General features: G+C 64.5%; 21 protein-coding genes. 11 read left to right on the forward strand and 10 right to left on the reverse strand.

All coding sequences use genetic code 11. From position 1 onward, the window contains the following. The coding region (gene pulA / locus HZR81_RS16095; RefSeq protein WP_500128692.1) for a pullulanase-type alpha-1,6-glucosidase at positions 1–2,640 on the forward strand (2,640 nt) is incomplete at its 5' end. A 69-nt stretch (positions 2,641–2,709) separates the two neighbouring features. On the opposite strand, the gene ccoM is transcribed toward pulA, so the two are convergent. The 4 genes from ccoM to HZR81_RS16115 form a co-directional block, all read right to left on the reverse strand. Further along, positions 2,710–2,820 carry a cytochrome c oxidase subunit CcoM gene (gene ccoM, locus HZR81_RS16100; protein WP_011914065.1) on the reverse strand — a complete coding sequence of 37 codons (111 nt, stop codon included), beginning with the start codon at positions 2,818–2,820 and terminating at the stop codon, positions 2,710–2,712. Positions 2,821–3,083: 263 nt separating this feature from the next. Further along, positions 3,084–3,245, reverse strand: a complete 162-nt coding sequence (locus HZR81_RS16105; protein WP_166082524.1) for a hypothetical protein — start codon at positions 3,243–3,245, stop codon at positions 3,084–3,086. Then, positions 3,242–3,859 carry an alpha-ketoglutarate-dependent dioxygenase AlkB family protein gene (locus HZR81_RS16110; protein ID WP_500128693.1) on the reverse strand — a complete coding sequence of 206 codons (618 nt, stop codon included), beginning with the start codon at positions 3,857–3,859 and terminating at the stop codon, positions 3,242–3,244. The genes HZR81_RS16105 and HZR81_RS16110 overlap by 4 nt, the downstream gene beginning before the upstream one ends. A gap of 1 nt (position 3,860) precedes the next feature. Further along, positions 3,861–4,157 (reverse strand): aspartate-semialdehyde dehydrogenase, encoded by a 297-nt coding sequence (locus HZR81_RS16115; protein WP_102839914.1) that lies wholly within the window; start codon positions 4,155–4,157, stop codon positions 3,861–3,863. Between the two features lie 148 nt (positions 4,158–4,305). On the opposite strand from HZR81_RS16115, the gene rapA reads away from it, so the two are divergent. Beyond that, positions 4,306–7,155 (forward strand): RNA polymerase-associated protein RapA, encoded by a 2,850-nt coding sequence (gene rapA, locus HZR81_RS16120; RefSeq protein WP_500128694.1) that lies wholly within the window; start codon positions 4,306–4,308, stop codon positions 7,153–7,155. 60 nt (positions 7,156–7,215) lie between these two features. Here the strand turns inward: rapA and HZR81_RS16125 are convergent, their stop codons facing one another. The 5 genes from HZR81_RS16125 to HZR81_RS16145 all read right to left on the reverse strand — a co-directional run bounded on the left by HZR81_RS16125 (position 7,216) and on the right by HZR81_RS16145 (position 12,801). After that, positions 7,216–8,139, reverse strand: a complete 924-nt coding sequence (locus HZR81_RS16125) for a CHAD domain-containing protein (protein WP_500128695.1) — start codon at positions 8,137–8,139, stop codon at positions 7,216–7,218. 104 nt (positions 8,140–8,243) lie between these two features. Next, on the reverse strand, positions 8,244–9,509 hold the full coding sequence (locus tag HZR81_RS16130) for an Hsp70 family protein (RefSeq protein WP_500128696.1): 1,266 nt from the start codon (positions 9,507–9,509) through the stop codon (positions 8,244–8,246). A 159-nt stretch (positions 9,510–9,668) separates the two neighbouring features. Then, positions 9,669–11,015 (reverse strand): spinster family MFS transporter, encoded by a 1,347-nt coding sequence (locus HZR81_RS16135; RefSeq protein WP_500128697.1) that lies wholly within the window; start codon positions 11,013–11,015, stop codon positions 9,669–9,671. Between the two features lie 119 nt (positions 11,016–11,134). Continuing rightward, positions 11,135–11,917: a hydroxypyruvate isomerase family protein gene (locus tag HZR81_RS16140; protein ID WP_500128698.1), complete on the reverse strand. Its 783-nt coding sequence runs from the start codon at positions 11,915–11,917 to the stop codon at positions 11,135–11,137. Next, positions 11,914–12,801, reverse strand: coding sequence for an NAD(P)-dependent oxidoreductase (locus HZR81_RS16145; RefSeq protein WP_500128699.1), 888 nt, complete (start codon positions 12,799–12,801; stop codon positions 11,914–11,916). Before HZR81_RS16145 ends, HZR81_RS16140 begins: the two co-directional genes overlap by 4 nt. A 245-nt stretch (positions 12,802–13,046) precedes the next feature. On the opposite strand from HZR81_RS16145, the gene HZR81_RS16150 reads away from it, so the two are divergent. The 8 genes from HZR81_RS16150 (at position 13,047) to HZR81_RS16185 (ending at position 20,959) form a co-directional block, all read left to right on the forward strand. After that, positions 13,047–13,859, forward strand: coding sequence for an undecaprenyl-diphosphate phosphatase (locus HZR81_RS16150; protein ID WP_102839908.1), 813 nt, complete (start codon positions 13,047–13,049; stop codon positions 13,857–13,859). A 470-nt stretch (positions 13,860–14,329) separates the two neighbouring features. Next, positions 14,330–15,181 carry a putative selenate ABC transporter substrate-binding protein gene (locus HZR81_RS16155; RefSeq protein WP_063542571.1) on the forward strand — a complete coding sequence of 284 codons (852 nt, stop codon included), beginning with the start codon at positions 14,330–14,332 and terminating at the stop codon, positions 15,179–15,181. 19 nt (positions 15,182–15,200) lie between these two features. Continuing rightward, positions 15,201–16,055 (forward strand): phosphonate ABC transporter ATP-binding protein, encoded by an 855-nt coding sequence (locus HZR81_RS16160; RefSeq protein ID WP_500128700.1) that lies wholly within the window; start codon positions 15,201–15,203, stop codon positions 16,053–16,055. Next, positions 16,049–16,882: a PhnE/PtxC family ABC transporter permease gene (locus HZR81_RS16165; RefSeq protein WP_500128701.1), complete on the forward strand. Its 834-nt coding sequence runs from the start codon at positions 16,049–16,051 to the stop codon at positions 16,880–16,882. The genes HZR81_RS16160 and HZR81_RS16165 overlap by 7 nt, the downstream gene beginning before the upstream one ends. Further along, complete coding sequence (phnE, locus tag HZR81_RS16170) at positions 16,879–17,646, forward strand: phosphonate ABC transporter, permease protein PhnE (protein WP_500128702.1); 768 nt, start codon at positions 16,879–16,881, stop codon at positions 17,644–17,646. Before HZR81_RS16165 ends, phnE begins: the two co-directional genes overlap by 4 nt. A gap of 84 nt (positions 17,647–17,730) precedes the next feature. Further along, positions 17,731–19,089: a CHASE2 domain-containing protein gene (locus tag HZR81_RS16175; RefSeq protein ID WP_500128703.1), complete on the forward strand. Its 1,359-nt coding sequence runs from the start codon at positions 17,731–17,733 to the stop codon at positions 19,087–19,089. After that, the gene (locus HZR81_RS16180; RefSeq protein WP_500128704.1) at positions 19,023–19,481 is read left to right on the forward strand and encodes a hypothetical protein; all 459 of its coding nucleotides are present in this window, start codon (positions 19,023–19,025) and stop codon (positions 19,479–19,481) included. The genes HZR81_RS16175 and HZR81_RS16180 overlap by 67 nt, the downstream gene beginning before the upstream one ends. Beyond that, positions 19,394–20,959 carry a M48 family metalloprotease gene (locus HZR81_RS16185; protein ID WP_500128705.1) on the forward strand — a complete coding sequence of 522 codons (1,566 nt, stop codon included), beginning with the start codon at positions 19,394–19,396 and terminating at the stop codon, positions 20,957–20,959. The genes HZR81_RS16180 and HZR81_RS16185 overlap by 88 nt, the downstream gene beginning before the upstream one ends. 54 nt (positions 20,960–21,013) lie before the next feature. Here the strand turns inward: HZR81_RS16185 and HZR81_RS16190 are convergent, their stop codons facing one another. Next, the gene (locus HZR81_RS16190) at positions 21,014–21,331 is read right to left on the reverse strand and encodes a DUF2288 domain-containing protein (protein WP_500128706.1); all 318 of its coding nucleotides are present in this window, start codon (positions 21,329–21,331) and stop codon (positions 21,014–21,016) included. 200 nt (positions 21,332–21,531) lie between these two features. Here HZR81_RS16190 and HZR81_RS16195 point away from each other — a divergent pair, with 200 nt between their 5' ends. Further along, complete coding sequence (locus HZR81_RS16195) at positions 21,532–22,650, forward strand: branched-chain amino acid ABC transporter substrate-binding protein (protein WP_500128707.1); 1,119 nt, start codon at positions 21,532–21,534, stop codon at positions 22,648–22,650. The last annotated feature ends 38 nt before the right edge of the window (positions 22,651–22,688 follow it).

Below are 22,688 nucleotides of genomic sequence, written 5' to 3' on the forward strand. Positions count from 1 at the left end.
CTAGCGCTGGTGGGCGGCGCACCGGGCGCCAGCCGCGTCGAGTTGCGCTATGCCCACGATGCCAGCATCCGCATCGACGGCGAGGCGCGCACTGTCAGCGGCGGGCAGGTCCTGGCGATGCAGCCGTCCAGCCTGCGCAACGGCCTCAGGCGCCAGCACCCGCATCTGGCCGACGCCCCCGCTTACCAACTCACGGCAGGTGTGAGAGACATTCGCCGCGCCGTGATGAGCCAGCTGGTGGTAATTGCCTATGATGCGGACGAGCGGGTCATCGATGCCACCGAAGTGCAGACCGCCGGCATCCTCGACATGCTGTTCGCCTACAACGGCAAGCTGGGCGCGACGCTCGATGCCAGAGGTGTGTCCTTCAAGCTCTGGGCACCGACCGCGCAGCGGGTTCGCCTGCATGTCTTCGATGCCGCCAAACGGCTGCTACCGGGATACCCCAAGCCTATGCGAGAGCGGCTCGGCGTCTGGAGCCTGGAAGGCCCGCGCTCGCTGGATCGGCAGTATTACCAGTATGAAGTCACTGCCTACCGACCCAGTACCGGCAGCGTCGAGACGACGCTGGTCAGCGACCCCTACGCCCTGAGCCTGTCACGCAACAGCCAGTACGCCCAGGTGGTCGACCTGAACGCCGATGACCTCAAGCCCGCCGGCTGGGATGCGGTGCGCCCGCCACGCCCGGAGCGTCCCGAAGCGAGCGTGATCTACGAAACCCATCTGCGCGACTTCAGCGCCAGCGACACCAGCCTGCCGGCGGAGCTGCGCGGCACCTACGCCGCGTTTACCCAACAGCACAGCAACGGCATGCGTCACCTGCGTGACCTGCAGAAGGCCGGGCTCACCCACGTTCAGCTGCTGCCGGTGTTCGACATCGCCACCATCGACGAGGACCCCGCCCGGCGGGTCGGCCTCGACGACCCCTTCGCCAAACTCTGCGACCTGTCGGATCAGGCCCGCCAGCGCTGGGCGCAGCATTGCGGAGCGGCGAGCATCCGTCAGGTGCTCGAGGGCTTCGATCCGGCCAGCGGCCAGGCGCAATCGCTGTACGACGACCTGCGCGGTCTGGACGATTTCAACTGGGGTTACGACCCCTTCCACTTCACCGCGCCCGAGGGCAGCTACGCCAGTGACGCCGAAGGCGTGCAACGCATCATCGAGTTCCGCCAGATGGTGCAGTCGCTCGCCAATAACGGACTGGCCACGGTGATGGACGTGGTCTACAACCACACGAACGCCTCGGGTCTGGCCGACAAACCGGTTCTGGACAAGGTCGTGCCCGGCTATTACCACCGCCGCAACCCCACCACCGGCGCGGTGGAAACCTCGACCTGCTGCGAGAACACCGCCAGCGAACATCGCATGATGGCCAAGCTGATGATCAACTCGCTGAAGGTCTGGGCCCGCGACTACAAGATCGCCGGCTTTCGCTTCGATCTGATGGGTCACCACATGCGCGAGCAGATCGTCGATGCCTATCGCGCGGTCCGCCGCATCGATCGCGAGACCTATTTCTACGGCGAAGGCTGGGAATTCGGCGAGGTCGCCGGCAACGCACGCGGCATCAATGCCAACCAGCTGAACATGGCCGGCACCGGCGTAGGCACCTTCAATGATCGGCAACGTGATGCAGTCCGTGGCGGCAGCCCCTTCGATGGTGGCGACAGCATCCGTCGCAACCAGGGCTTCGCCAACGGCCTCTACCTGCGGCCCAACGAGCTGAGCGGTACCGGGGCTCAGGAAAAAGCGCAGCTGCTGCACGCCGCCGATCTGATCCGCGTCGGCATCGCCGGCGGGCTGCGTGATTTCCAGTTCGTCACCGCCGACGGCAGCACGCGCAAGGGCAGCGAGATCGACTACAACGGCCAGCCCGCCGGCTATACGCTGGACCCGCAGGAAACGGTCAATTACGTCTCCAAGCACGATAACCAGACACTGTGGGACAACAACCAGTACAAGTTCGCCAGCAGCCTGTCGGTTGCCGACCGGGTCCGCCTGCACCTGGTGGCGCTGTCGGTGCCGCTGTTCAGTCAGGGCGTGCCGTTCATCCATCTCGGCTCGGACATCCTGCGTTCAAAGTCCATGCAGCGCGACAGCTACGACTCGGGGGATTGGTTCAATGCGGTGGATTTCGGCTACCAGGACAACAATTGGAACAAGGGCTTGCCGCGTGCAGACAAGGACGGCGACAACTGGCCGCTGATTCGCAGGATCATCGTCGACCCACAGGCCGAACCGGGCGCTGCCGACATCGTCACCGCAAAGCGGCGCTTTCTGGAGCTGCTGAAAATTCGCAGCGACAGCGCACTGTTCCAGCTCGACAGCGCCCGCGAGGTGCAACGGCGTCTGCGGTTTCACAACACCGGTCCCGAACAGAAGCCTGGCGTGATCGCTTTCAGCCTGGCCGATGGCCCGCGTGACGGCCGCGACCTGGACCGCCGCTACAGCTCGCTGATGGTGGTAATCAATGCTTCGGACAAGCGGGTTCGCCTGCCGGGCGCGGACGGCTACGCGTTGCATCCACTACTGAAGAACTCCGTCGACCCGATCATCCGCCAGGCCGAGGTAGCCGGTGGGAAGTTCGAGATACCGGCGTTCACCACAGTCGTGTTCAGCCAACCTCAGACCCGTCGATAAATCGTGGGCAAAAAAAAGGCGACCATAGGTCGCCTAAATGCCTTGCGTGCTCTTTGAATCGGGAAGAACTCAGCGCTTCTTGTGCGCGTCCTTCCAGATGAAATATCCGAAGCCTCCGAGGAAGGCGACCATCAGGCCGACCGTGACCACCCCTGCGAGCACCACATTATCGACAAACATGAGACCTACCTCCGAAACCTGATTCGCTGTTCGATGGGTGCAAGGTAAACCCGGGTGATCGGGAAAAAATTGACCCGGGTCAATGGCCGCAAAATGCCGATCCCAGGCGCGCGCAACGACTGATCCAGGTCAAGAAAATGGGGGTATTGGAGGAAGGGTTCGGCCGAATTCGCCCTGAAATGGGCAGGCCGCAAATAGCGGAGGCGATCGCTAATAGCGAATCGGTATGGACTGCCGGTGTGGCGCGCGAGCTGGCATGCCGATCAACGTTTCTTTGTCGGCTTCTTGCCCTTCTTCTTCGATTTGCCAAGCGGCAGGACCTGCTCGAAGGTCTTGCGCATCTCCTCGAGTCGCTTGTCGTTCAGGTCATGAATGCGGCGTGCACGCTCGGCGCTGAAATCGATCAGGTTCTCGTCACTGCTCATGCGTTCGTTCCCGGCCGGATAAGGCGAAAGGTCAGGTTGAGGCGCGGCTGCGATACCTTGCTGGTCCGCGCGATCTGGTGCTGCCAATGATGCTGCGTCGCGCCGCTCATGACCAGCAACGAGCCATGCCCAAGCAGCAGCGAGTGCTGAATACGCCCGCTGCCCTTGCGCCGCAGGTCGAAGCGTCGTTCGGCTCCCAGGCTCAGCGACGCCACGACCGGATCGCGACCCAGCTCGGCTTCGTCGTCGCTATGCCAGCCCATGGCATCGCCTCCGTCGCGATACAGGTTGAGCAATACGCCATTGAAGCGATGGCCAGTTTCGTTCTGCAGACGCTGACGGATGTCTTGCAACAGCGGTGTCCAGGCCAGCGGGTCATGCCGCAAGCCGGAATAGCGGTATCCGGCCTCGGCGTCGCCATACCAGGCGACCAGCCGCGGTACCGCAACCCGGCGGCCGTAGATGCGTATCTCCGGTTGCGTCCAGGGCGTGGCGCGGAGCAGCTCCTGCTGCCAGGCGTCGGCAGTATCGCCGTCTACCCAGCCCGCCCGGTAGTCCAACACGGCGCCAGGCAACCCGATCGATGAAACAACGCTTGGGTCGGTCGTCAACACCTCAGACCTCGACGTCGACCCAGAGGCCCTGCCGTGGAAGCTCTTCCAAACCGGCCTGATCCTGCTCGTCGGTCTCGCCCTTCGCCAGCTCTTCCGGGGTGTAACCGCGGCGTTGCCGGCGCCTTTGCTCGTCGCGCAGCATTTCCGCGCTCTCCTGCGGATGCCGACGATCGAGGGTGACGGCGCTTTCGCCGGAACTTGGCTGCACCGGAGCCACCGGCGCCACCTCGGGGCGCGGCTTGACCGCGTCCTGCTGGGCGCTGACCGGGAATACGCCGCTTGGAATGGGTGGCAGCATGTTTGAGCCCTCTTTGCCGATGAGTCGGCGCAACACCGGCCAACTTTAGCAGGACCGCTACACTTCATGCGTCGAGCAGTCGCCATCGGCGTCGCTCTCCCGGCGACGTTCCGTTACCATAGCCGGCTTTTTCACAGCGGGAGGCAGCATGGCGCAGCAGTATCTACCGGGGCAACGCTGGATCAGCGACAGCGAGGCGGAACTCGGCCTCGGAACCATCCTCACCCAGGATGGACGGATGCTCACCGTGCTTTACCCGGCGACCGGCGAGACCCGCCAGTATGCGACGCGCAGTGCGCCACTGACCCGCGTACGCTTCGTCCCGGGAGACGAGATCACCCACTTCGAAGGTTGGAAGATGACCGTGCGCGAGGTCGATGACGTCGATGGCCTGCTGGTCTATCACGGCCTGACCGCGCAGAACGAAGCCCGCACCCTGCCGGAAACCCAGCTGTCGAACTTCATTCAGTTCCGCCTGGCCAGCGACCGCCTGTTCGCCGCGCAGATCGACCCACTGGCCTGGTTCAGCCTGCGCTACCACACCCTGCAGCATCAGAGCGCCCAGTTGCAGTCCTCGCTGTGGGGCCTCGGTGGCGTGCGGGCGCAACCCATCGCGCACCAGCTGCACATCGCCAAGGAAGTCGCCGACCGCATCGCCCCGCGCGTGCTGCTGGCCGACGAAGTGGGTCTGGGCAAGACCATCGAGGCCGGCCTGATCATCCATCGCCAGCTGCTCTCCGGCCGCGCCAGCCGGGTGCTGATCCTGGTACCGGAGAACCTCCAGCACCAGTGGCTGGTGGAGATGCGCCGCCGCTTCAATCTGGAAGTTGCGCTGTTCGATGCCGAGCGCTTCATCGAGAGCGATGCCAGCAACCCGTTCGAAGACACCCAACTGGCGCTGGTGTCGCTGGAGTGGCTGAAGGAAGACGAGCGCGCCCAGGATGCGGCCTTCGCCGCCGGCTGGGACCTGCTGGTGGTGGACGAGGCGCACCATCTGGTCTGGCACCCGGAAAGTGCCAGCGCCGAATACCGGCTGGTCGAACAGCTGGCGGAAGTGATCCCCGGCGTGCTGCTGCTGACCGCAACCCCGGAACAGCTGGGCCTGGACAGCCACTTCGCCCGTCTGCGCCTGCTCGACCCGAATCGCTTTCACGACCTCGACGCCTTCCGCGCCGAGAGCTCCAGCTACCAGCCAGTGGCCGAAGCCGTGCAGGAACTGCTCGACGAGGGTCGTCTCTCGCAGCAGGCTCATCAGACCATCCATGATTTCCTCGGCGCCGAAGGCGAAGCCCTGCTCGCCGCCGCCACCGATGGCGATATCGAGGCCAGCAGTCGGCTGATCCGCGAGCTGCTCGACCGTCACGGCACCGGCCGCCTGCTGTTCCGCAATACGCGCGCCGCCGTGCAGGGCTTTCCCGAGCGCCAGCTGCACCCCTACCCGCTGCCCTGCCCCGCCGAATACATGGAGCTGCCGCTGGGCGAGCACGCCGAGCTGTATCCGGAAGTCGCCTTCCAGAGTCAGCAGGAACCGGCCGACGAGCAGAACCGCTGGTGGCAGTTCGACCCGCGTGTCGAGTGGCTGATCGACACCCTGAAGATGCTGAAGAAGTACAAGGTGCTGGTCATCTGCGCCCACGCCGAGACTGCGCTGGATCTGGAGGACGCGCTGCGCGTGCGCTCCGGCATCCCGGCCACGGTATTCCACGAAGGCATGAGCATCCTCGAACGCGACCGCGCCGCGGCCTACTTCGCCGACGAGGAGTTCGGCGCGCAGGTGCTGATCTGCTCGGAAATCGGCAGCGAAGGCCGCAACTTCCAGTTCAGCCACCATCTGGTGCTGTTCGATCTGCCGGCTCATCCGGACCTGCTCGAGCAGCGCATCGGCCGCCTCGACCGTATCGGCCAGCAGCACACCATCCAGCTGCACGTGCCGTACCTGGAGACCAGCCCGCAGGAGCGCCTGTTCCAGTGGTATCACCAGGCCCTGAACGCCTTCCTCAACACCTGCCCGACCGGCAACGCACTGCAGCACCGCTTTGGTCAGCGGCTGCTGGCGCAGCTGGAAGAAGGTGACGACGACGCTTATCAACTGCTGATCGACGAAGCCCGCGCCGAGCGTGAACGCCTGGAAGCCGAGCTGCATGCCGGCCGTGACCGCCTGCTGGAGCTCAATTCCGGCGGCGGCGAACAAGGCAAGGCGCTGGTCGAAGCCATCGAGGAGCAGGACGACCAGTTCGCCCTGCCGATCTACATGGAGCAGCTGTTCGATGCATTCGGCATCGACAGCGAAGATCATTCGGAAAACGCTCTGGTACTGCGCCCCAGCGAAAAGATGCTGGACGCCAGTTTCCCGCTGGGCGACGACGAGGCCGTGACCATCACCTACGACCGCGAGCAGGCGCTGGCCCGCGAGGACATGCAATTCCTCACCTGGGAGCATCCCATGGTGCAGGGCGGCATGGACCTGGTGCTGTCCGGCTCCATGGGCAACACCGCGGTGGCGCTGATCAAGAACAAGGCGCTCAAGCCGGGCACCGTGCTGCTAGAACTGTTGTTCGTCAGCGAGGTGGTGGCGCCGCGCGCCCTGCAGCTGAGCCGCTTCCTGCCGCCGCTGGCGCTGCGCTGCCTACTCGACGGCAACGGCAACGACCTGGCGGCCAAGGTGGCCTTCGACACGCTCAACGATCAGCTGGAAAGCGTGCCACGCGCCAGCGCCAACAAGTTCGTCCAGGCCCAGCGCGACGTACTGGCCACGCAGATCGCCGCCGCCGAGGCGAAGATCAAGCCGCGCCATGTCGAACGGGTCGCCGAAGCCCAGCGCAAGCTCAAGGCCGGGCTGGACGAGGAACTGGCGCGACTGGTGGCGCTGCAGGCGGTCAACCCGAGCGTACGTGACAGCGAGATCGACGCCCTGCGCCAGCAGCGCGAAGACGGCCTGGCAGCGCTGGAGAAGGCTGCCTTGCGCCTGGAAGCGATACGCGTGCTGGTTGCCGGATAAGCTGGCGCATCCCGGCCATGATCGGCGGGCTGAGGCCCGCCCTCAGGGCCACGTGCGAAGCTAACGGCGCTCCGCCCGGGCGATGCACCAGTAGGCCGCAATTCGGGTGACCAGCGCCTTCGGCCCTTCGGCGTAGAGCCGCCGACCAAGGCGCAGCGCTCGTTGCTGCAGCTGCTCGCGGCGCTGTTCGATACAACACCGCAACTGTTCTCGAGTCTCCGGCGCGCCGAACAGGTCGGGCTCGCGTTGCATCAGATGCGCCATCATCGCCAGATCGTGGTCATCGCCCAAGGCATCGGCGACCTGCTTGAGCTGCTCGGCGCGGCTTTCCAGCGCATCCGGCCAGCACGGCGAGAGCAGCTGGCAGTGATACCAGTGATCCTTTACCCGCTTGCGCCATTCGTGCAGCAATTCATCCGAACCGTCCCGCTCAGCCCGTTCCAGGTCCCGCAGCCCATCGCTGTAGGTGCGGCGCAGCCCATTGGCGAGCAGCCCGAAACCCTTGCCCGACAGCTTCCAGTGCTGCACATCCTGGGTCAGCGCACGCAGTTCGCCCAGCACCTCGGTCAGCTCCGTCTCGAAATTCCCGTGCACCTCACCATCCGGCGCAGCGCGCTGCTGCAATTGCAGACGGATCTGGCGGAACGCGTCGCTGACGAACAATGGCTGGTTGGCCCGCGCCAGCGCATCCCAGCTTTCCAGCATCGCCGTAGCATCGCGAGACTCGGCCAGGCACCGCCCCACGTCGCGCAGCCGCCGGTTGTCGAGCTTGAAACGTGCACCGAGCGGCTCGCGTACCAGCCGCAACAAGGCTCGCAGTTCCTTGAAGCGCTTACGCGCCTGATGCACCCCTTCCGCGCGCTCATCCGCCTCGACCGTAAGCGCCTGGATCGCCTTGTCGATGCGCTGCAGGGCGGCCTTGCGCACTTCCTTGGCGGCATTGCGAGTAGGTCGGATGCGATAGGCCATCGAATTGCTCTCCATGAAGACGCTCCGCTTGAGCACCGTTAATGGGACCCGCAGCCTGCACCCGACGTTGACCCGTCAGTGTGAAGTTTTTGTGTCAGCGAATGACGTTGCGGCCCGGCTCAACCGTAGCGTTTGCGCGCCTCGATGGCCAACCCGCTGCCGATGCTGCCGAAGCGGTTGCCCTCGACATGACGCGCCCGCGGCAGCAGCTCGGCGACGCTGTCGCGCAGCGCGGGAATGGCACTGGAACCGCCGGTGAAGAACACCGTGTCGACCTCCTCGGCACGCACCCCGGCATCGGCCAGTAGCTGTCCAATGCTGACGCCGATGCGTTCGAGCAGCGCGGCGATGGCGCTCTCGAAACCCTGCCGGCTCAGCTCGAAGCGCAGATCCGGCTCGATGCGCTGGAAGTCGATGGCGAAGCGCTGCTGCTCGGTCAGCTCGATCTTGCCCTGCTCCACCTGCATCGCCAGCCAGTGCCCGGCGCGCTGCTCGATCAGGCGGAACAAGCGGTCGATACCGGTGGGATCGACGATGTCGTAGCGCATGCTCTGCAGCGCGCGCTGCGACGCTGGCGCGTAGACCGCATTGATGGTGTGCCAGGTGGCGAGGTTGAGGTGGGTGCTGGTGGGCATCGGCGCATCGCTCTTCATCCGGCTGCCATAGCCGAACAGCGGCATCACCCCGTGCAGGCTGAGTTGCTTGTCGAAGTCGGTGCCTCCAATATGCACGCCACCAGTGGCGAGGATATCCGCCTGCCGGTCGTCCACCGCGCGGCGCTCGGGCGCCAGACGCACCAGCGAGAAGTCGGATGTACCGCCGCCGATATCCACGATCAGAACACGCTCCTCGCGTTCGATGCGCGACTCGTAGTCGAAGGCCGCGGCGATCGGCTCGTACTGGAACGACACCTCCTTGAAGCCGATCTTGCGGGCGGCAGCGGCGAGGGTGTCCGATGCCTCGCGGTCCGCCTGTGGGTCGTCGTCGACGAAGAACACCGGCCGCCCCAGCACGACTTCCTCGAATGGCCGGCCGGCGGCCGTCTCGGCACGCTGCTTGAGAGTGCCGAGGAACAGGCCAAGGATCTCCTTGAACGGCATGGCGCTACCGAGCACGGTGGTTTCGCTCTTCAGCAGCTTGGAGCCGAGCAGGCTCTTGAGCGAGCGCATCAGCCGGCCTTCGTAGCCTTCGAGGTATTCGTGCAGCGCCTGGCGACCGTAGACCGGGCGGCGCTCTTCGAGGTTGAAAAACACCACCGAGGGCAGCGTCGGCTGATCACCCTCGAGGGCGATCAGCGGATCGGCATCCGGCCGCCACCAGCCGACCGTGGAGTTGGAGGTGCCGAAATCGATGCCGCAGGCGCGGGCGGGTGAAGCATTGAGCATGGCGTGGTCCGCGGGTACAGAAAAAACGGCCGCGCAGTGTAAAGGAGGTGGTCCACCGTTGCAGGCCTATCGTCGGTCAACCCCTCGCCGGCTTTGTCCAGATGAAAAAAATGCCCGGCCATTGCTGGTCCGGGCACAAACCCCATGACGCAACGTGTATCAGGCAGGCACCGCCTCCGCGCCGGGCGCTGCGGCGGTCATCCCCGCCGTCATGCGTTTGGCATCGGCACAGAAGGTCCGCGAGGCCTGGAACAGGAACACCATGGTCAGCAGCAGCGACGCCGGAATCAGGTACATCGCCCCGTGCAGCCCTTCGGCACGGAAGGCCTCGGCCATCTCGCTGGCGCCTGCCGCGAGCATCGCCGCCTCGGCGAAGTGGTCCGAAAGCAGCCCCACCACCACGGTGCCCATGCCGCCACCGAGCAGGTACAGACCGGCGAAGAACAGCGCCATGGCCGTGGCCCGCAGGCGCGGTTCGACGACGTCCTGGATCGCGGTGTAGACGCAGGTATAGAAGTTGTAGGAGAACAGCCAGCCGATGCTGAACACCGCAACGAACACGCCCACGTCGATCCGCCCGGCGAGCAAGGCGTAGCCGGTCGCGAGCGTGGCGACCAGCATGCTCACCGCGGCGAATATCAGCCGGCCACGGGCAAAGCGCTGATGGATGCGGTCAGCGACCCAGCCGCCCAAGGTCAGCCCGATCAAACCGGTCAGGCCGACGATCACGCCGGTGGCGACCGATGCATTGACCAAAGAGACCCCGTGGTAACGCATCAGCAGCGGCACCATGAAGGCGTTGCAGGCGTAGGTGGCGAAGTTGAACGCCAACCCGGCCAGCACCAGCCACCAGAAGGTACGAATGGCCAGGACTTTGCGCACCGGCTGCTGCACCGGCTCCTGCGAGACCTTGACGGTCTCCGCCGCACCGCGCTTAGGCTCGCGGATCAGGAAGATGAACAGCGCCAGCACCAGCCCCGGCACCGCGGCGATGAAGAAGGGCGCACGCCAACTGCCGAACGCCTCGACCATGGAGCCGATGGTGAAGAATGCCAACAGCAGTCCCAGCGGCAGGCCCAGCATGAAGATGCCCATGGCCCGTGCCCGCTTGTGTGCCGGGAACAGGTCGCCGATCAGCGAGTTGGCGGCCGGCGCGTAGCTGGCCTCGCCGATGCCGATGCCCATACGCACCAGCAGGAAGCTCCAGAAATTCCAGGCCAGCCCGTTGATCGCCGTCAGGCCGCTCCAGGCGGTGAGCCCCCAGCCCATGATCTTGCGCCGCGAACCGAGGTCGGCCATGCGCCCCAGCGGCAGACCGGCAATGGCATAGACGATGGTGAAGGCGGTGCCGATCAGGCCGAGCTGGAAGTCGTTGAGGCTCCATTCCAGACGAATCGGCTCGGCGATGATCGCCGGGATGGTGCGATCGAAGAAGTTGAACAGGTTCGCCAGAAACAGCAGAAACAGCACGCGCCAGGCGTTGGAAGCTTGGGTGGAAGGCTGCATGACGTCGGTCTCGATTGTTCTTATATTCCGGCCGCAGACCAGCCGGGACTCGACGATGACTCTAGAGTCTGTACCTGATCCTGTCTCCGAACATCAGCCTCGCTTATGCCGCGCGATGGTCAGCGGGCACGCCAATCGGCCAGCCATCCCAGACTGGCCTCGCTGCCCTGCTCGCCCGGCTTGTATTCCGCGCCCAGCCAGCCCTGGTAGCCGCTGGTCTGCAATGCCTGCAGCGCACCCGCAAAGTCCACTTCGCCGCTGCCCGGGGCGCCGCGCCCGGGGCAATCGGCGAACTGTACGTGACCGATACGCCCGGCCAGCTGGGTGATGCACCCCGGCAGGTCCAGTCCCTGGCGGGCCATGTGGTAGAAGTCCAGCTGCGCCATGCAGTTGGGGTGGTCAACCCGCTCCAGCAACGTCGCCAGATCCGCCGCGCTGTTGACCAGAAAGCCCGGCATGTCGAGCGGGTTGATCGCCTCGCAGAGCACGCGGATGCCGAGCATGTCGAAGGCATCGGCGGTCTTCCACAGGTTGTGCTCCAACGTCTCCAGCGCCAGTTCGCGCTCAACGCCCTCCGCCAGTCGGCCCGGCAGCACGTTGACACACGCCGGGCGCGCCATCAGTGCGTAGGTCAGCGCCTCCTGCAAGGCATTGTCGAAGGCTTCCTGCCGCTCCGGCACGGCCGCCAACCCGGGACCGCCCTGCATCAGATCGCCGGCCGGCAGGTTGATCAGCACCAGTGGCAGGCCGGCGCGCTCGAGTTGCGCGCGCAACTGGATGGCCGGCACCTCATAGGGAAACTGGATTTCCACGCCATCGAAGCCGGCGACGCGGGCGGCGAGGATGCGCTCGGCCAGGGGCAGCTCGGTAAACAGCAGCGAGAGGTTGGCGGCGATCTTCACTGGTCGCCCTCCCGGTACATCTCGACCAGCGTTGCCGGATCGCGCTCCAGATTGACCTGGCTGCCGTGCAAGCGCATCAGCTGCGCGGCCAAACCGCTCAAGGGGGTCGCCGAGCCCTGCTCGCGGGACAGTTTCACTGCGGTGTCGAGATCCTTGAGCAAGGTGCGCACGTGCCATTTCACCGGCTCGAACTCACTTGCAGCCATCTGCGGGGCAAGAATCTGCAACGGTCTGGAATCAGCGAAACCGCCCGCCAGTGCCGGCGCCAGCAGGCTGGCATCGACCCCGGCGCGCTCGGCCAGCGCCACCACCTCGGCGATCACCAGGGCGTTACAGGCGACGATCATCTGGTTGCAGACCTTGGTCACCTGCCCGGCACCCACCTCACCCATATGGGTCAGACGCTGGCCCAGGTTCATCAGGATCGGGCGCACCCGTTCGACGTCCTCGGCGCGCCCGCCGGCCATGATCGCCAGCGTGCCGGCTTCCGCGCCGGCGGTGCCACCGGAGACCGGCGCATCGACCCAGCGCATGCCACTGCGGAATTCCAGCTCGGCGGCCATGTCGCGGGTCGCTGTCGGCTCCAGGCTGGAATGGTCGACCAGCAGCTTGCCGGCCTTGCCGCCCTCGGCGATGCCCCCCTTGCCGAACAGCACCTCGCGCACGGCGGCGGTATCGGCCAGGCAAAGCAGCACGATGTCGGCCTCGGCACACAGCTCCGCGGGGGTCGCCACGGCCCTGGCGCCAAGTTCGATCAGCGGCTGGCACTTGTCGGGCGAGCGGTTCCAGACGACCAGCTGATAACCTGCCGCGAGCAGGCGGCGACACATCGGCAGGCCCATCAGACCGATACCGGCGAAGGCGAGAGTTGGCAGATCGGACATGGACGGCTCCTTGGCAAACAAGGCCCTGATTCTAGCGCCGCACCATCGCGAACGGCCATGTGATCCGCCTTCGGTTCGCGCCGACGAGCCGTACATCGAGACGACCGACGAGCAAATCGCCAAGCCAACCGGAACGATCCGCCCTCGTGCGCCTCTGAAGGAAGCTCCGAGGCCCGGCCTCATCACGCCACTCAACCACGCGCCCTGCTGCGGCGCGCATTCGAACAGATCGCAGGAAGTACGCAATGGAATTAGTTCAGATCATCGTCCTGGCCATCGTGCAGGGGCTTACCGAGTTCTTGCCGGTTTCGAGCTCGGCTCATCTGATCCTCTTCCCACACCTCGTGGGCTGGGACGACCAGGGACTGGCATTCGACGTGGCGGTTCACCTCGGCACGCTCGCCGCCGTGGTCTGGTATTTCCGCCAGGAGGTGTTCGGCATGACCCGCGACTGGTTTACCTCGCTCGGACGCCGCGAGCGCGTCGGCGACAGTCGGCTCGCCTGGGCGGTGATTCTCGGCACGATTCCGGTGGGCATCGCCGGTCTGCTGTTCAAGGGCTTCATCGAAGTGCACATGCGCTCACCGCTGGTGATCGCCTGGGCCACCATCGGCTTTGGCATATTGCTGTGGTGGGCGGATGTGGTCAGCCGGCGTACCGCGCAACCGCGCGACGAGCACAGCCTCTCCTGGAAGGACATTCTGCTGATCGGCTGTGCCCAGGCACTGGCGCTGATTCCTGGTACCTCGCGCTCGGGTGTGACCATGACCGCCGGCCTGCTGCTCGGCTTGTCGCGCTCGGGCGCGGCGCGCTTCTCTTTTCTGCTGTCGATTCCGGTGATCGTGCTCGCCAGTGCGCTGAGCACACTGGATCTGGTCGAAGGCGGCGCGCCAGTGGATTGGCCGGCGATGGGGCTGGGCGTGGTGCTGTCGGCGGTGAGCGCCTATCTGTGCATCCACCTCTTCCTCAAGCTGCTTGAGCGTGTCGGCATGCTGCCATTCGTGATCTACCGACTGATACTCGGTGTCGTGCTGCTGTTGCTGTTCAGCGCTGTCTGAGCAGCCCGCCGCGAATGCCCTGCCGCAGTGATCCGCGGCAGGGAGGTCGAGGTTCGGCCTCAGGTCTGGGGCAGGTCGATGAGCAGTGGCCCGAGCAGAACCACGGCCAGACGCGCCTCGACCAACATCTTCTCGCCAAGCGGTGCATTGCGCGGGGGCACGGTGTCCGGCGAGCTAGCCTCTATCCGTGCAACCTCCCTGAAGGAATGACCATCCGCCCAGACCATCGTCGTTTTCCGCCGCTTACCGCCTTTCACATTCGTATCCCTTGCCCTGCGCGGGTGGCACTTTGCTGATATTCGGCCACTACAGATTCCTTAGGTATGGCCGCTGAAAAAAGTTCGCCGAGCGAGCCGATTTCCTTGCCTGGCGCCGCGCCGAGGCACGGATGGCGCTTTCCCTTGCCGCGATGTGCCGCAGAGGTTCTATAATCCGCGCGCTTTTTCCGCTATTGAACCGGAGAACCCTCAATGCTGAAGCGCTCCCTGGCAGCCGTCGCCGGCCTTGCCCTGTCCCTGTCTATTACGGCCACCCATGCGGCTGAAACCCTTCGGGTTTCCGCCATCCCCGACGAAGCACCGACCGAGCTGATCCGCAAGTTCAAGCCGCTGGGCGAGTATCTGGAACAGCAACTGGGCATGCCGGTGAAATTCACCCCGGTGTCAGATTACGCCGCCGTCGTCGAATCCCTGGCCTCCGATCGCCTCGACCTCGCCTGGCTCGGCGGTTTCACCTTCGTCCAGACCCGCCTGAAGACCGGCGATGCGATCCCGCTGGTGCAGCGCGAGCAGGACGAGCAGTTCACCAGCAAGTTCATCACCGCCGACCCCGAAGTCAAATCGCTGGCCGACCTGAAGGGCAAGACCTTCGCGTTCGGCTCGGTGTCCTCCACCTCCGGCAGCCTGATGCCGCGCTACTTCATGCTCAAGGATGGCATCGAGCCGGAGAAGTACTTCAAGCGCATCGCCTACTCCGGTGCCCACGACGCCACCGCCGCCTGGGTCGAAGCTGGCAAGGCCGACGCCGGCGTGCTCAACGCCTCGGTCTGGGACAAGCTCGTTGCGGCCGGCAAGGTCGATACCGATAAGGTCCGGGTGATCTCCACCACCCCGCCCTACTACGACTACAACTGGACGGTACGCGGCAATCTCGATCCGGCGCTGGTCGAAAAGATCAGGGCAGCCTTCCTCGCCCTCGATCCGGCCAACCCGGAGCACAAGGCGATTCTCGACCTGCAGGCCGCCTCGCGCTTCATCGAGACCAAGCCGGAAAACTACAAAGGCATCGAGGAGGCTGCGCGCGCGGCCGGCCTGCTGAAGTGACGCCACGTTCGCGTCGCTCATGAACAACTTGCAAACCACCCAGACGCCGGACCATGCCGCAGCGCACGGCCCGGCGCTGAGGCTTGCCGGTGTCGATCACACGCACGCTGGTGGCCAGCTGGCGCTACGGGGCATCGACCTGGCGGTCGCACCCGGCGAGCGCGTCGCCATCATCGGCCCGTCTGGCGCCGGCAAGACCACCCTGCTGCGTCTGCTGGCCACGGCACTCAAGCCCGCCAGCGGCGAAGTCGAGCTGCTCGGACAGCGTCCCTGGTCGCTCTCCGCCGGGGCTCGCCAGCGCCTGCGCACGCGCATTGGCCTGATCCACCAGGCGCCGCCGCTGCCACCTCGGCAACGGGTCATCACCGCGGTGCTGGCCGGGCGTCTTGGCCAGTGGTCGCTCGCCAAAAGCCTGCTCAGCCTGATCTACCCGCTGGATCGCCAGGGCGCTGCCGACGCACTCGGTCGCCTGGACCTGGCAGACAAGCTGTACATGCGCTGCGATCAGCTCTCCGGCGGCCAGCTGCAGCGCGTCGGTATCGCCCGCATCCTCTACCAGGGTGCGGACCTGATCCTCGCTGACGAACCCGTTTCGGCAATGGACCCGGTGTTGGCTAACCACACCCTCGGCCTGCTCAATCGCGAGGCGCAACGGCGAAACGCCACCCTGCTGGCCAGCCTGCATGCGGTGGAGCTGGCACTGGAGCATTTCCCGCGCATCGTCGGCGTGCGGGACGGTCGCATCCTGTTCGACAAACCCGCCGCCGCGGTCGGTCAGGACGAGCTGACCGCGCTGTACGCCAACGAGCAGCTCGGACGCCCGCCAGCATCGGCACCGGCGCCGCGCGTGCAGCTGAACATTCCGCGATGCTGAACCCCGCGCTCGTTCCCCGCGACCCTGCCGCCACCTCTCGCCTGCTGCTGACACTGCTGGCCGTGGCGCTGCTCTGGCCGGGCCTGCGGCTGAGCGAGCTGGACCTGAGCGTCCTGTTCGACGGCAGCAACGCCGATACCATGGGCAGCTTCGTTTCGGCCTTCTGGCCGCCGGAACATGGCGGCGAATTCCTCGCCCTGCTCTGGCAGGCGACGCTGGAAACCCTCGCCATCGCCACCGCCGGCATGACCCTGGCGCTGGCCATCGCCATCCCTTGCGCCCTTCTCGCCACCCGCGCGCTGTCACTTTCGGCGCTCAGTCGAGGCGGCCGTCCGGCCTGGTGGACCCACGCCCTGCGCTGGCCGGTGCGCGGCCTGCTGATCGTGCTGCGCAGCATCCCGGAAATCGTCTGGGCACTGCTGTTCGTCCGCGCCGTCGGCCTCGGCCCAACGGCCGGCGTGCTGGCCATCACCATCACCTACGCCGGCATGCTCGGCAAGGTCTACGCAGAGATTTTCGAATCGGTCGACCCGCTGCCGGCCCGCGCGCTGCTCGGCGGCGGCGCATCGCGGCTGCAGGCGTTCTTCTACGGCGTGCTGCCGCAGGCCACCGGAGAGATGCTGTCCTACAGCGTCTACCGCTGGGAATGCGCGATTCGTGCATCGGTGGTGATGGGCTTCGTCGGTGCCGGCGGACTGGGTCAGCAGATGGATCTGTCGATGCGCATGTTCGCCGGCGGCGAGGTGGCCAGCATGCTGTTGACCTTCCTCGCCCTGGTGCTGCTGGCGGACCTGCTCAGCCGGCTGCTGCGCTGGAGGTTCGCATGAGGCTGCTGTCGCGCCTGCTCATCCCGCTGGGTCTGCTCGGTGCCGTGGTGGCAGCATTCGCCTTCCTGCAACTGGACAGCGCCGCGCTGCTCAGCCGCGACGGCCTGACCCAGATGGCTGCCTACGCGTCGGGTTTCACGACCCCGGATCTATCGGCCAGTCATCTGCGGGCGATCGCCCACGGCACGCTGGAAACCCTGGCCATGTCGGCCATCGGCACCCTGCTCGCGGCAATTCTTGGCCTGTTGCTGGCGCTACCGGCCGCGGGGCGCTTCGGCCTGGTTGCGCAAGCTGCATCGCGGCTGTTGCTCAATGCGCTGCGGGCGATTCCGGAACTGGTGTGGGCGGCGCTGATGGTGCTCGCCGCTGGCCTAGGACCGAACGCCGGCACCCTGGCGCTGGCCCTGCACACGGCCGGAGTGTTGGGGCGGCTGTTCGCCGAGGCGCTGGAGAACACCCCGCCGCCCCCCGCCGACGCCCTGCGCCTGGCCGGTAGCGGCCGGGTCGCCGCGTTCTGCTACGGCACCCTGCCGACTTTGTGGCCGCAGCTGGTGGCCTACACGCTGTACCGCTGGGAGAACAACATCCGCATGGCCAGCGTGCTGGGCTTCGTCGGCGCCGGCGGCCTGGGGCAGATGCTCTACATGAGCCTCAGCCTGTTCCAGGAAGCCCAGGCCTCGACCGTGATCCTCGCCATGCTGGCGATCGTGCTGGCGGTGGACAGTCTGAGCGCCTGGGCCAGGCAGCGCTGGGTAAGAGGCTAATCGTCGCGGCCGACTCCGTTGACTTTTGTGAGCTAATTCACCGAACATCCGTGATGTCGTTTTGGAATCATCAAGGATGATGAAGTGCCGGCCCTACCGCGCCAGTTGTCTACGTTAAGAACCGTATTGGCATTGCTGGCAATCCTGCTCGATCCCTTCGGCCTGACTACGGCCACCGATGGCGCATCGTCCCGCCTGCTCAACCAATTGCAAGCCAACGCCTACGGCGATGCCGGCGCCAGAGAGCAAATCGCCGTTGTCATCATCGATGACGCTTTTCTGCGCCAGCGCGAAAGCCATTGGCCACTGCCCTACAGCGAACAGAGCAAGCTTTTCCGCCAACTCCTGGCCTATCGGCCAGCCGCGGTCATGGTTGACCTGATGTACAGCTATGACCACTCCCGCGGACGCAACAGCGATAGCAGCCGACTCCTGTCCAACGTGTTCGAACGCTATCGAGCTGCCGGCGTGCCGCTGTATCTCGCCAACTCCGGCAGCGCTGAATCCAATGCCCTGCCGATCTTTACCGAAGTCAGCGAGCCGGCACTCGTGAGCTGGAGCGGTTATGAAGATCAGTATCCGCTGGCAGCCGAAACCGCGTACGGCTGGATGGACAGTGCGGCCTTCGCGTTGTACCGACGCTACTGCTCAAGCCATGCCTGCCCGCCGCTACCAGCAACGGCGCAGCTCGCCGGGGAGCAGCCGCCGATCGCTCTGCAATGGGGCGGTGACCCGGCGCGAGAGCAGCGTCTGGTGAGCGACGTCAGCCAATGTGCTTCGTCATCCGGACTCTGGAGCAGAATTCTTAGCCAGATTGCTCAGGCAGTGTTCTGGCGCATCAGCGCTCCTGCGGAAGCACGCTGTCCGTATCACCTGACGATTACCGCGAGTGCTCTGGCTACGACCGTACCGGAGGAGCGAGCCTTGTTGCGAGAGCTGCTTGGCGATCGCCTGGTTTTGGTCGGTGCCTCGATCAGCTCCGCCGAGGACCTCACCAGCTCCCCAGTTCACGGCAAGCTGCCGGGCGTTTACGCCCACGCCATGGCGCTGGATAACTTGATCGAGTACGACCAGAAATACATCGCCGCACCACCCCAGCTGTTGAATACCGAAATCGATGTCCTGGACCTGCTCGAGTTCTTCTTTGCCCTGATCATTCTCTGGTTTCACTCGGCCCGCGCAGGACTATCGCCCAAGCATCGCCTGGCGTTCGCGCTCGGCGCGACGCTCTGTCTGCTGCTAATCAGTCTGCTGCTTTATCACTTGCGTGTCTCTCCAGTGAACATCCTTGGCTTGTTGCTGCTGATTGGCGTGCTATTGCCAGAAGAACCGGAATGCCCCTCCCTCCCCTCGACCAGCACACGAAAGGAGTCATCATGCGCACCCCCCTCACCCTGCTCTGCGCCCTGCTGCTCAGCAGTACCAGCTACGCGGCCGGATTGACCGTCGAGCAATACACCAACGATCCGATCGCCCTCCTTGATGCGGAGGGTCGTTTGCTGAAGAAGGTTGCACGCGCCGAGTTACCCGCCACACCACTGGCCGCACAGCAGTGGAATGACGATCTTGAACTGGTGCAGGTCGAGGTAGCCGGGCAGCTGGTCTGGCTGGACGGTGTGGATGTCCGCCTGAGTCAAGGCAAGACCGTGCCCAATGCCGTGTGCAGCGCTACCCAAGGCCCGCGCAGAAAGCGCAACCAATCTCTCCACCATTGGGTACGGGGCCGGCTGTGCGAAGAACTGATCTATTGCCTAAGCCGGCCGCATTGGCGTCGGCCCTACTGCTGGCTTGTCTCGGCGGATGCAGCACGCTCAAAGGAGCACCCGACGCGCTGATCAATCTTGCCGGGCAAAGCACACAAAGCAGATTCCAGGGCAAATACCTGGAGCAGGAGGAGGTTCGCAGTTACTTCCGCCTCGATCCGCAACACACCCAAAACCTGCGACTTAGCTATGACGGTCGTAACCTGCCAGCCAATGAAATCCGCCAACAGAACGTAGTGCTGATTCCTGCGCTGCAGAACTATCTGCAAGGCATCGTCGAACGCCTCGCCAAGGGTTGGCCTGGTGAACAGCCACAGTTGCGGATAACGGTCACCGACAGTTACTCGTTCGGGCCATCAGCCGACCCGTACGGCAATCTCTACGTGCCGCTCGGCATGCTGGAAAGCGTAGAAAGCGAGGACGAAATCGCGGCGATGCTGGCCCATGAAATGAGCCATGTGCTGCTGCGTCACCATGATCGCCGCCAAGCCTTCAACGAGCAGCGCGAACTGCTGACCAACATTGCCACTACCGCGGTCATTGCGACGATGGTCGCAGACTCTCGTCTGGATCGCGGAGCATCGAAGTGGAAGGTGGTCAGCAAGAATCCGCAAGCCACGCAGAGGGCTATCGGCGATACAGTGCTCTACACCTCTCTCGCCAACACCTTTTCGGACAACGTATGGAACACCGCCTGGGGTCGTGCCCAGGAAGACCAGGCAGATCTGCTAGGTACCGATCTGCTAATCCGCGCGCATTACGCGCCGCGCGGTGCCAGCCATAGCCTGCAGCGACTCAGCGACTTTCAGGGCAAGCAGGAACCCCTCATGGCTGGTTTCATACAGGCTAGACGGAGCGCGATGCAGGATTCGCTGCAGCGCCTCGACCTGAACGGCTTTACTCAGGAGATCAACACGTTCGTCAATCAGGGCCTGATGACCACCGTCAGCGCAGTCGGCCAACACCTCACCCGCTCACACATGTCAGCCCAGCGTCGCGACGACGACCTGCGCCATTATCTGCAGCGCGAGTACGATGCCGAGCGCTACAACCGGGTGAATAAACGGAACTGGCTTACAGTCCGCAACGCGCCAAGCGTGAAAGCCTCACTGGACGCGTACAGGAACGCCTACGGAGCCAATGAAGCCCTGGCTCAGAAGAATCTCAAGGATGCCCGAACCTTGGCCGAGCGAGCCCTCAAGTCTCCGGTGGCTAACCAGCCAGGCATTCGTCGTAGCCTTTTCAACGTCCACATGGCAACCGGAGACAAACGTCGTGCCCTGGCACAGCTCAACGCGATCAAGGACTGGTCGCTAGCGGGACCGGAAGTCTACGAACAACTGGTTCACTACCATCTGAACAATGGCGATCCAGGTGCAGCCCTTGCGACCATTGAACGGGCTGAACGCCACCTGGGTTCACAGGAACAGTTCATTGTCGAAAAGATGCTCGCCCATAAGCTCAAGAACAATGAGAGTGAACTGCGCGCACTCAGCGAAAAATGCAAGCAGATGCCAAACCGCAAAGAGGTCTGCAAGAAGCTCGGCTAAACCTTCGGGTGCGGGCTGGCTCCACACCTGGCAGCTCGCGAGCCTCGCCCCTTTTCAGTGCAGTGCAGGTTTGCCGACGCGTTCCTGCACCAGCACCCAGGGCGCGACGACCACGGCCCAGAGGTCAGGATCGCGCTCCAGCCAGTCTTGCGCCTGCTCGGCAGGCATCTTCGTCAACTGCCCACTGGTCAGCCAGGCGGCCACCTTGGCCTGATCGTCCTCGGCTACCGCCACCGCTACCTCGACCAGATCGGCCTCGCCAGCCACCTGCAGCAACGCGCCGCGGGCGAAGAAAGGCTGCAGTTCCTGCCAGGTGATCGCTGCGGTTTCGCCCAACAGCTTGGCATAAAGAGTGCTTGCGTCGTCGGCCATGGGATTCGTCCGTAACGAAAAAGGCGCCATGATACCCGCGCCCCGATTCCCATCAAACGGTTGAATCTGCCGGCTGTGCAAACGGGAGGAGACACTTCTACACTGTGCCGGTACAGTTGCCGGAGCGTTTCGGGATGTTCGCCTCTTAACGGCACTCCGGCCCGCAGGATTCAAACAATAACGATGCAAGTGGAGCACTTATGAAGACCAACCAGCGTCTTTCGAAAATTTTCCTGGCAATGGCACTGACCGGCGCAGCCAGCTACAGCCTGGCCGCCGACACGATCCGCATCGGATTGGCAGGGCCGGTAACCGGGCCGGTGGCGCAGTACGGGGACATGCAGTTCATCGGGGCCGAAATGGCCATCGAGCAGATCAACAAGGCCGGCGGGGTGAACGGTCAGCAACTCGAGGGCGTTCGCTACGACGATGCCTGCGATCCGAAACAGGCCGTGGCGGTGGCCAACAAGATCGTCAATGACAACGTCAAGTTCGTCGTTGGCCACCTCTGCTCCAGCTCCACTCAGCCGGCGTCCGATATCTACGAGGACGAAGGCATCCTGATGATCACCGCGGCGTCCACCAGCCCGGACATCACCTCCCGCGGTTACGAACTGATCTTCCGCACCATCGGCCTCGACAGCCTGCAAGGCCCGACCGCCGGCAACTTCATTGCCGACCACGTCAAGCCGAAGAACGTCGCGGTCATCCACGACAAGCAGCAGTACGGTGAAGGCATCGCCACTGCCGTCAAGCAGACCCTGGAAAGCAAGAACGTCAAGGTCGGCCTGTTCGAAGGCATCAATGCCGGCGACAAGGATTTCTCCTCGCTGATCGCCAAGCTCAAGCGCGAAGGCGTGGACTTCGTCTATTACGGCGGCTACCACCCGGAACTGGGTCTGCTGCTGCGCCAGTCCAAGGAAAAGGGCCTGAATGTACGCTTCATGGGTCCGGAAGGCGTCGGCAACTCGGAAATCTCCGCCATCGCCGGCCCGGCCTCCGAAGGCATGTACGTGACACTGCCGAAATCCTTCGACCAGGATCCGCGCAACAAGGAATTGGTCGAGGCCTTCAAGGCCAAGAAGCAGGATCCGAGCGGCCCGTTCGTGTTCCCGGCCTATGCTGCGGTTCAGGTCATCGCCGAAGGCATCGAGAAGGCGGGCAGCACCGACACCGACAAGGTCGCCGAAGCGCTGCGCAGCAACAGCTTCGATACCCCGACCGGCGTTCTGGAGTTCGACGAGAAAGGCGACCTGAAGAACTTCAACTTCGTCGTCTATGAATGGCACCAGGACGGCACCAAGACCGAAGCCAAGTAATTTCCATCAGCCTCGCAAAGCCCACACTCGCTTGTGGG

Origin of the sequence: Pseudomonas sp. LM13 (assembly GCF_041381355.1) — a bacterium.
Classification (GTDB): Bacteria; Pseudomonadota; Gammaproteobacteria; order Pseudomonadales; family Pseudomonadaceae; genus Stutzerimonas; species Stutzerimonas frequens.

Excerpts from the sequence above, each read along its gene's own strand:
- ccoM (WP_011914065.1), bottom strand. The coding sequence starts at position 2,820 with ATGTTTGTCGATAATGTGGTGCTCGCAGGGGTGGTCACGGTCGGCCTG.
- HZR81_RS16105 (WP_166082524.1), bottom strand. The coding sequence starts at position 3,245 with ATGAGCAGTGACGAGAACCTGATCGATTTCAGCGCCGAGCGTGCACGC.
- HZR81_RS16115 (WP_102839914.1), bottom strand. The coding sequence starts at position 4,157 with ATGCTGCCACCCATTCCAAGCGGCGTATTCCCGGTCAGCGCCCAGCAG.
- rapA (WP_500128694.1), top strand. The coding sequence starts at position 4,306 with ATGGCGCAGCAGTATCTACCGGGGCAACGCTGGATCAGCGACAGCGAG.
- HZR81_RS16125 (WP_500128695.1), bottom strand. The coding sequence starts at position 8,139 with ATGGAGAGCAATTCGATGGCCTATCGCATCCGACCTACTCGCAATGCC.
- HZR81_RS16130 (WP_500128696.1), bottom strand. The coding sequence starts at position 9,509 with ATGCTCAATGCTTCACCCGCCCGCGCCTGCGGCATCGATTTCGGCACC.
- HZR81_RS16135 (WP_500128697.1), bottom strand. The coding sequence starts at position 11,015 with ATGCAGCCTTCCACCCAAGCTTCCAACGCCTGGCGCGTGCTGTTTCTG.
- HZR81_RS16145 (WP_500128699.1), bottom strand. The coding sequence starts at position 12,801 with ATGTCCGATCTGCCAACTCTCGCCTTCGCCGGTATCGGTCTGATGGGC.
- HZR81_RS16150 (WP_102839908.1), top strand. The coding sequence starts at position 13,047 with ATGGAATTAGTTCAGATCATCGTCCTGGCCATCGTGCAGGGGCTTACC.
- HZR81_RS16155 (WP_063542571.1), top strand. The coding sequence starts at position 14,330 with ATGCTGAAGCGCTCCCTGGCAGCCGTCGCCGGCCTTGCCCTGTCCCTG.
- HZR81_RS16160 (WP_500128700.1), top strand. The coding sequence starts at position 15,201 with ATGAACAACTTGCAAACCACCCAGACGCCGGACCATGCCGCAGCGCAC.
- HZR81_RS16165 (WP_500128701.1), top strand. The coding sequence starts at position 16,049 with ATGCTGAACCCCGCGCTCGTTCCCCGCGACCCTGCCGCCACCTCTCGC.
- phnE (WP_500128702.1), top strand. The coding sequence starts at position 16,879 with ATGAGGCTGCTGTCGCGCCTGCTCATCCCGCTGGGTCTGCTCGGTGCC.
- HZR81_RS16180 (WP_500128704.1), top strand. The coding sequence starts at position 19,023 with ATGCGCACCCCCCTCACCCTGCTCTGCGCCCTGCTGCTCAGCAGTACC.
- HZR81_RS16190 (WP_500128706.1), bottom strand. The coding sequence starts at position 21,331 with ATGGCCGACGACGCAAGCACTCTTTATGCCAAGCTGTTGGGCGAAACC.
- HZR81_RS16195 (WP_500128707.1), top strand. The coding sequence starts at position 21,532 with ATGAAGACCAACCAGCGTCTTTCGAAAATTTTCCTGGCAATGGCACTG.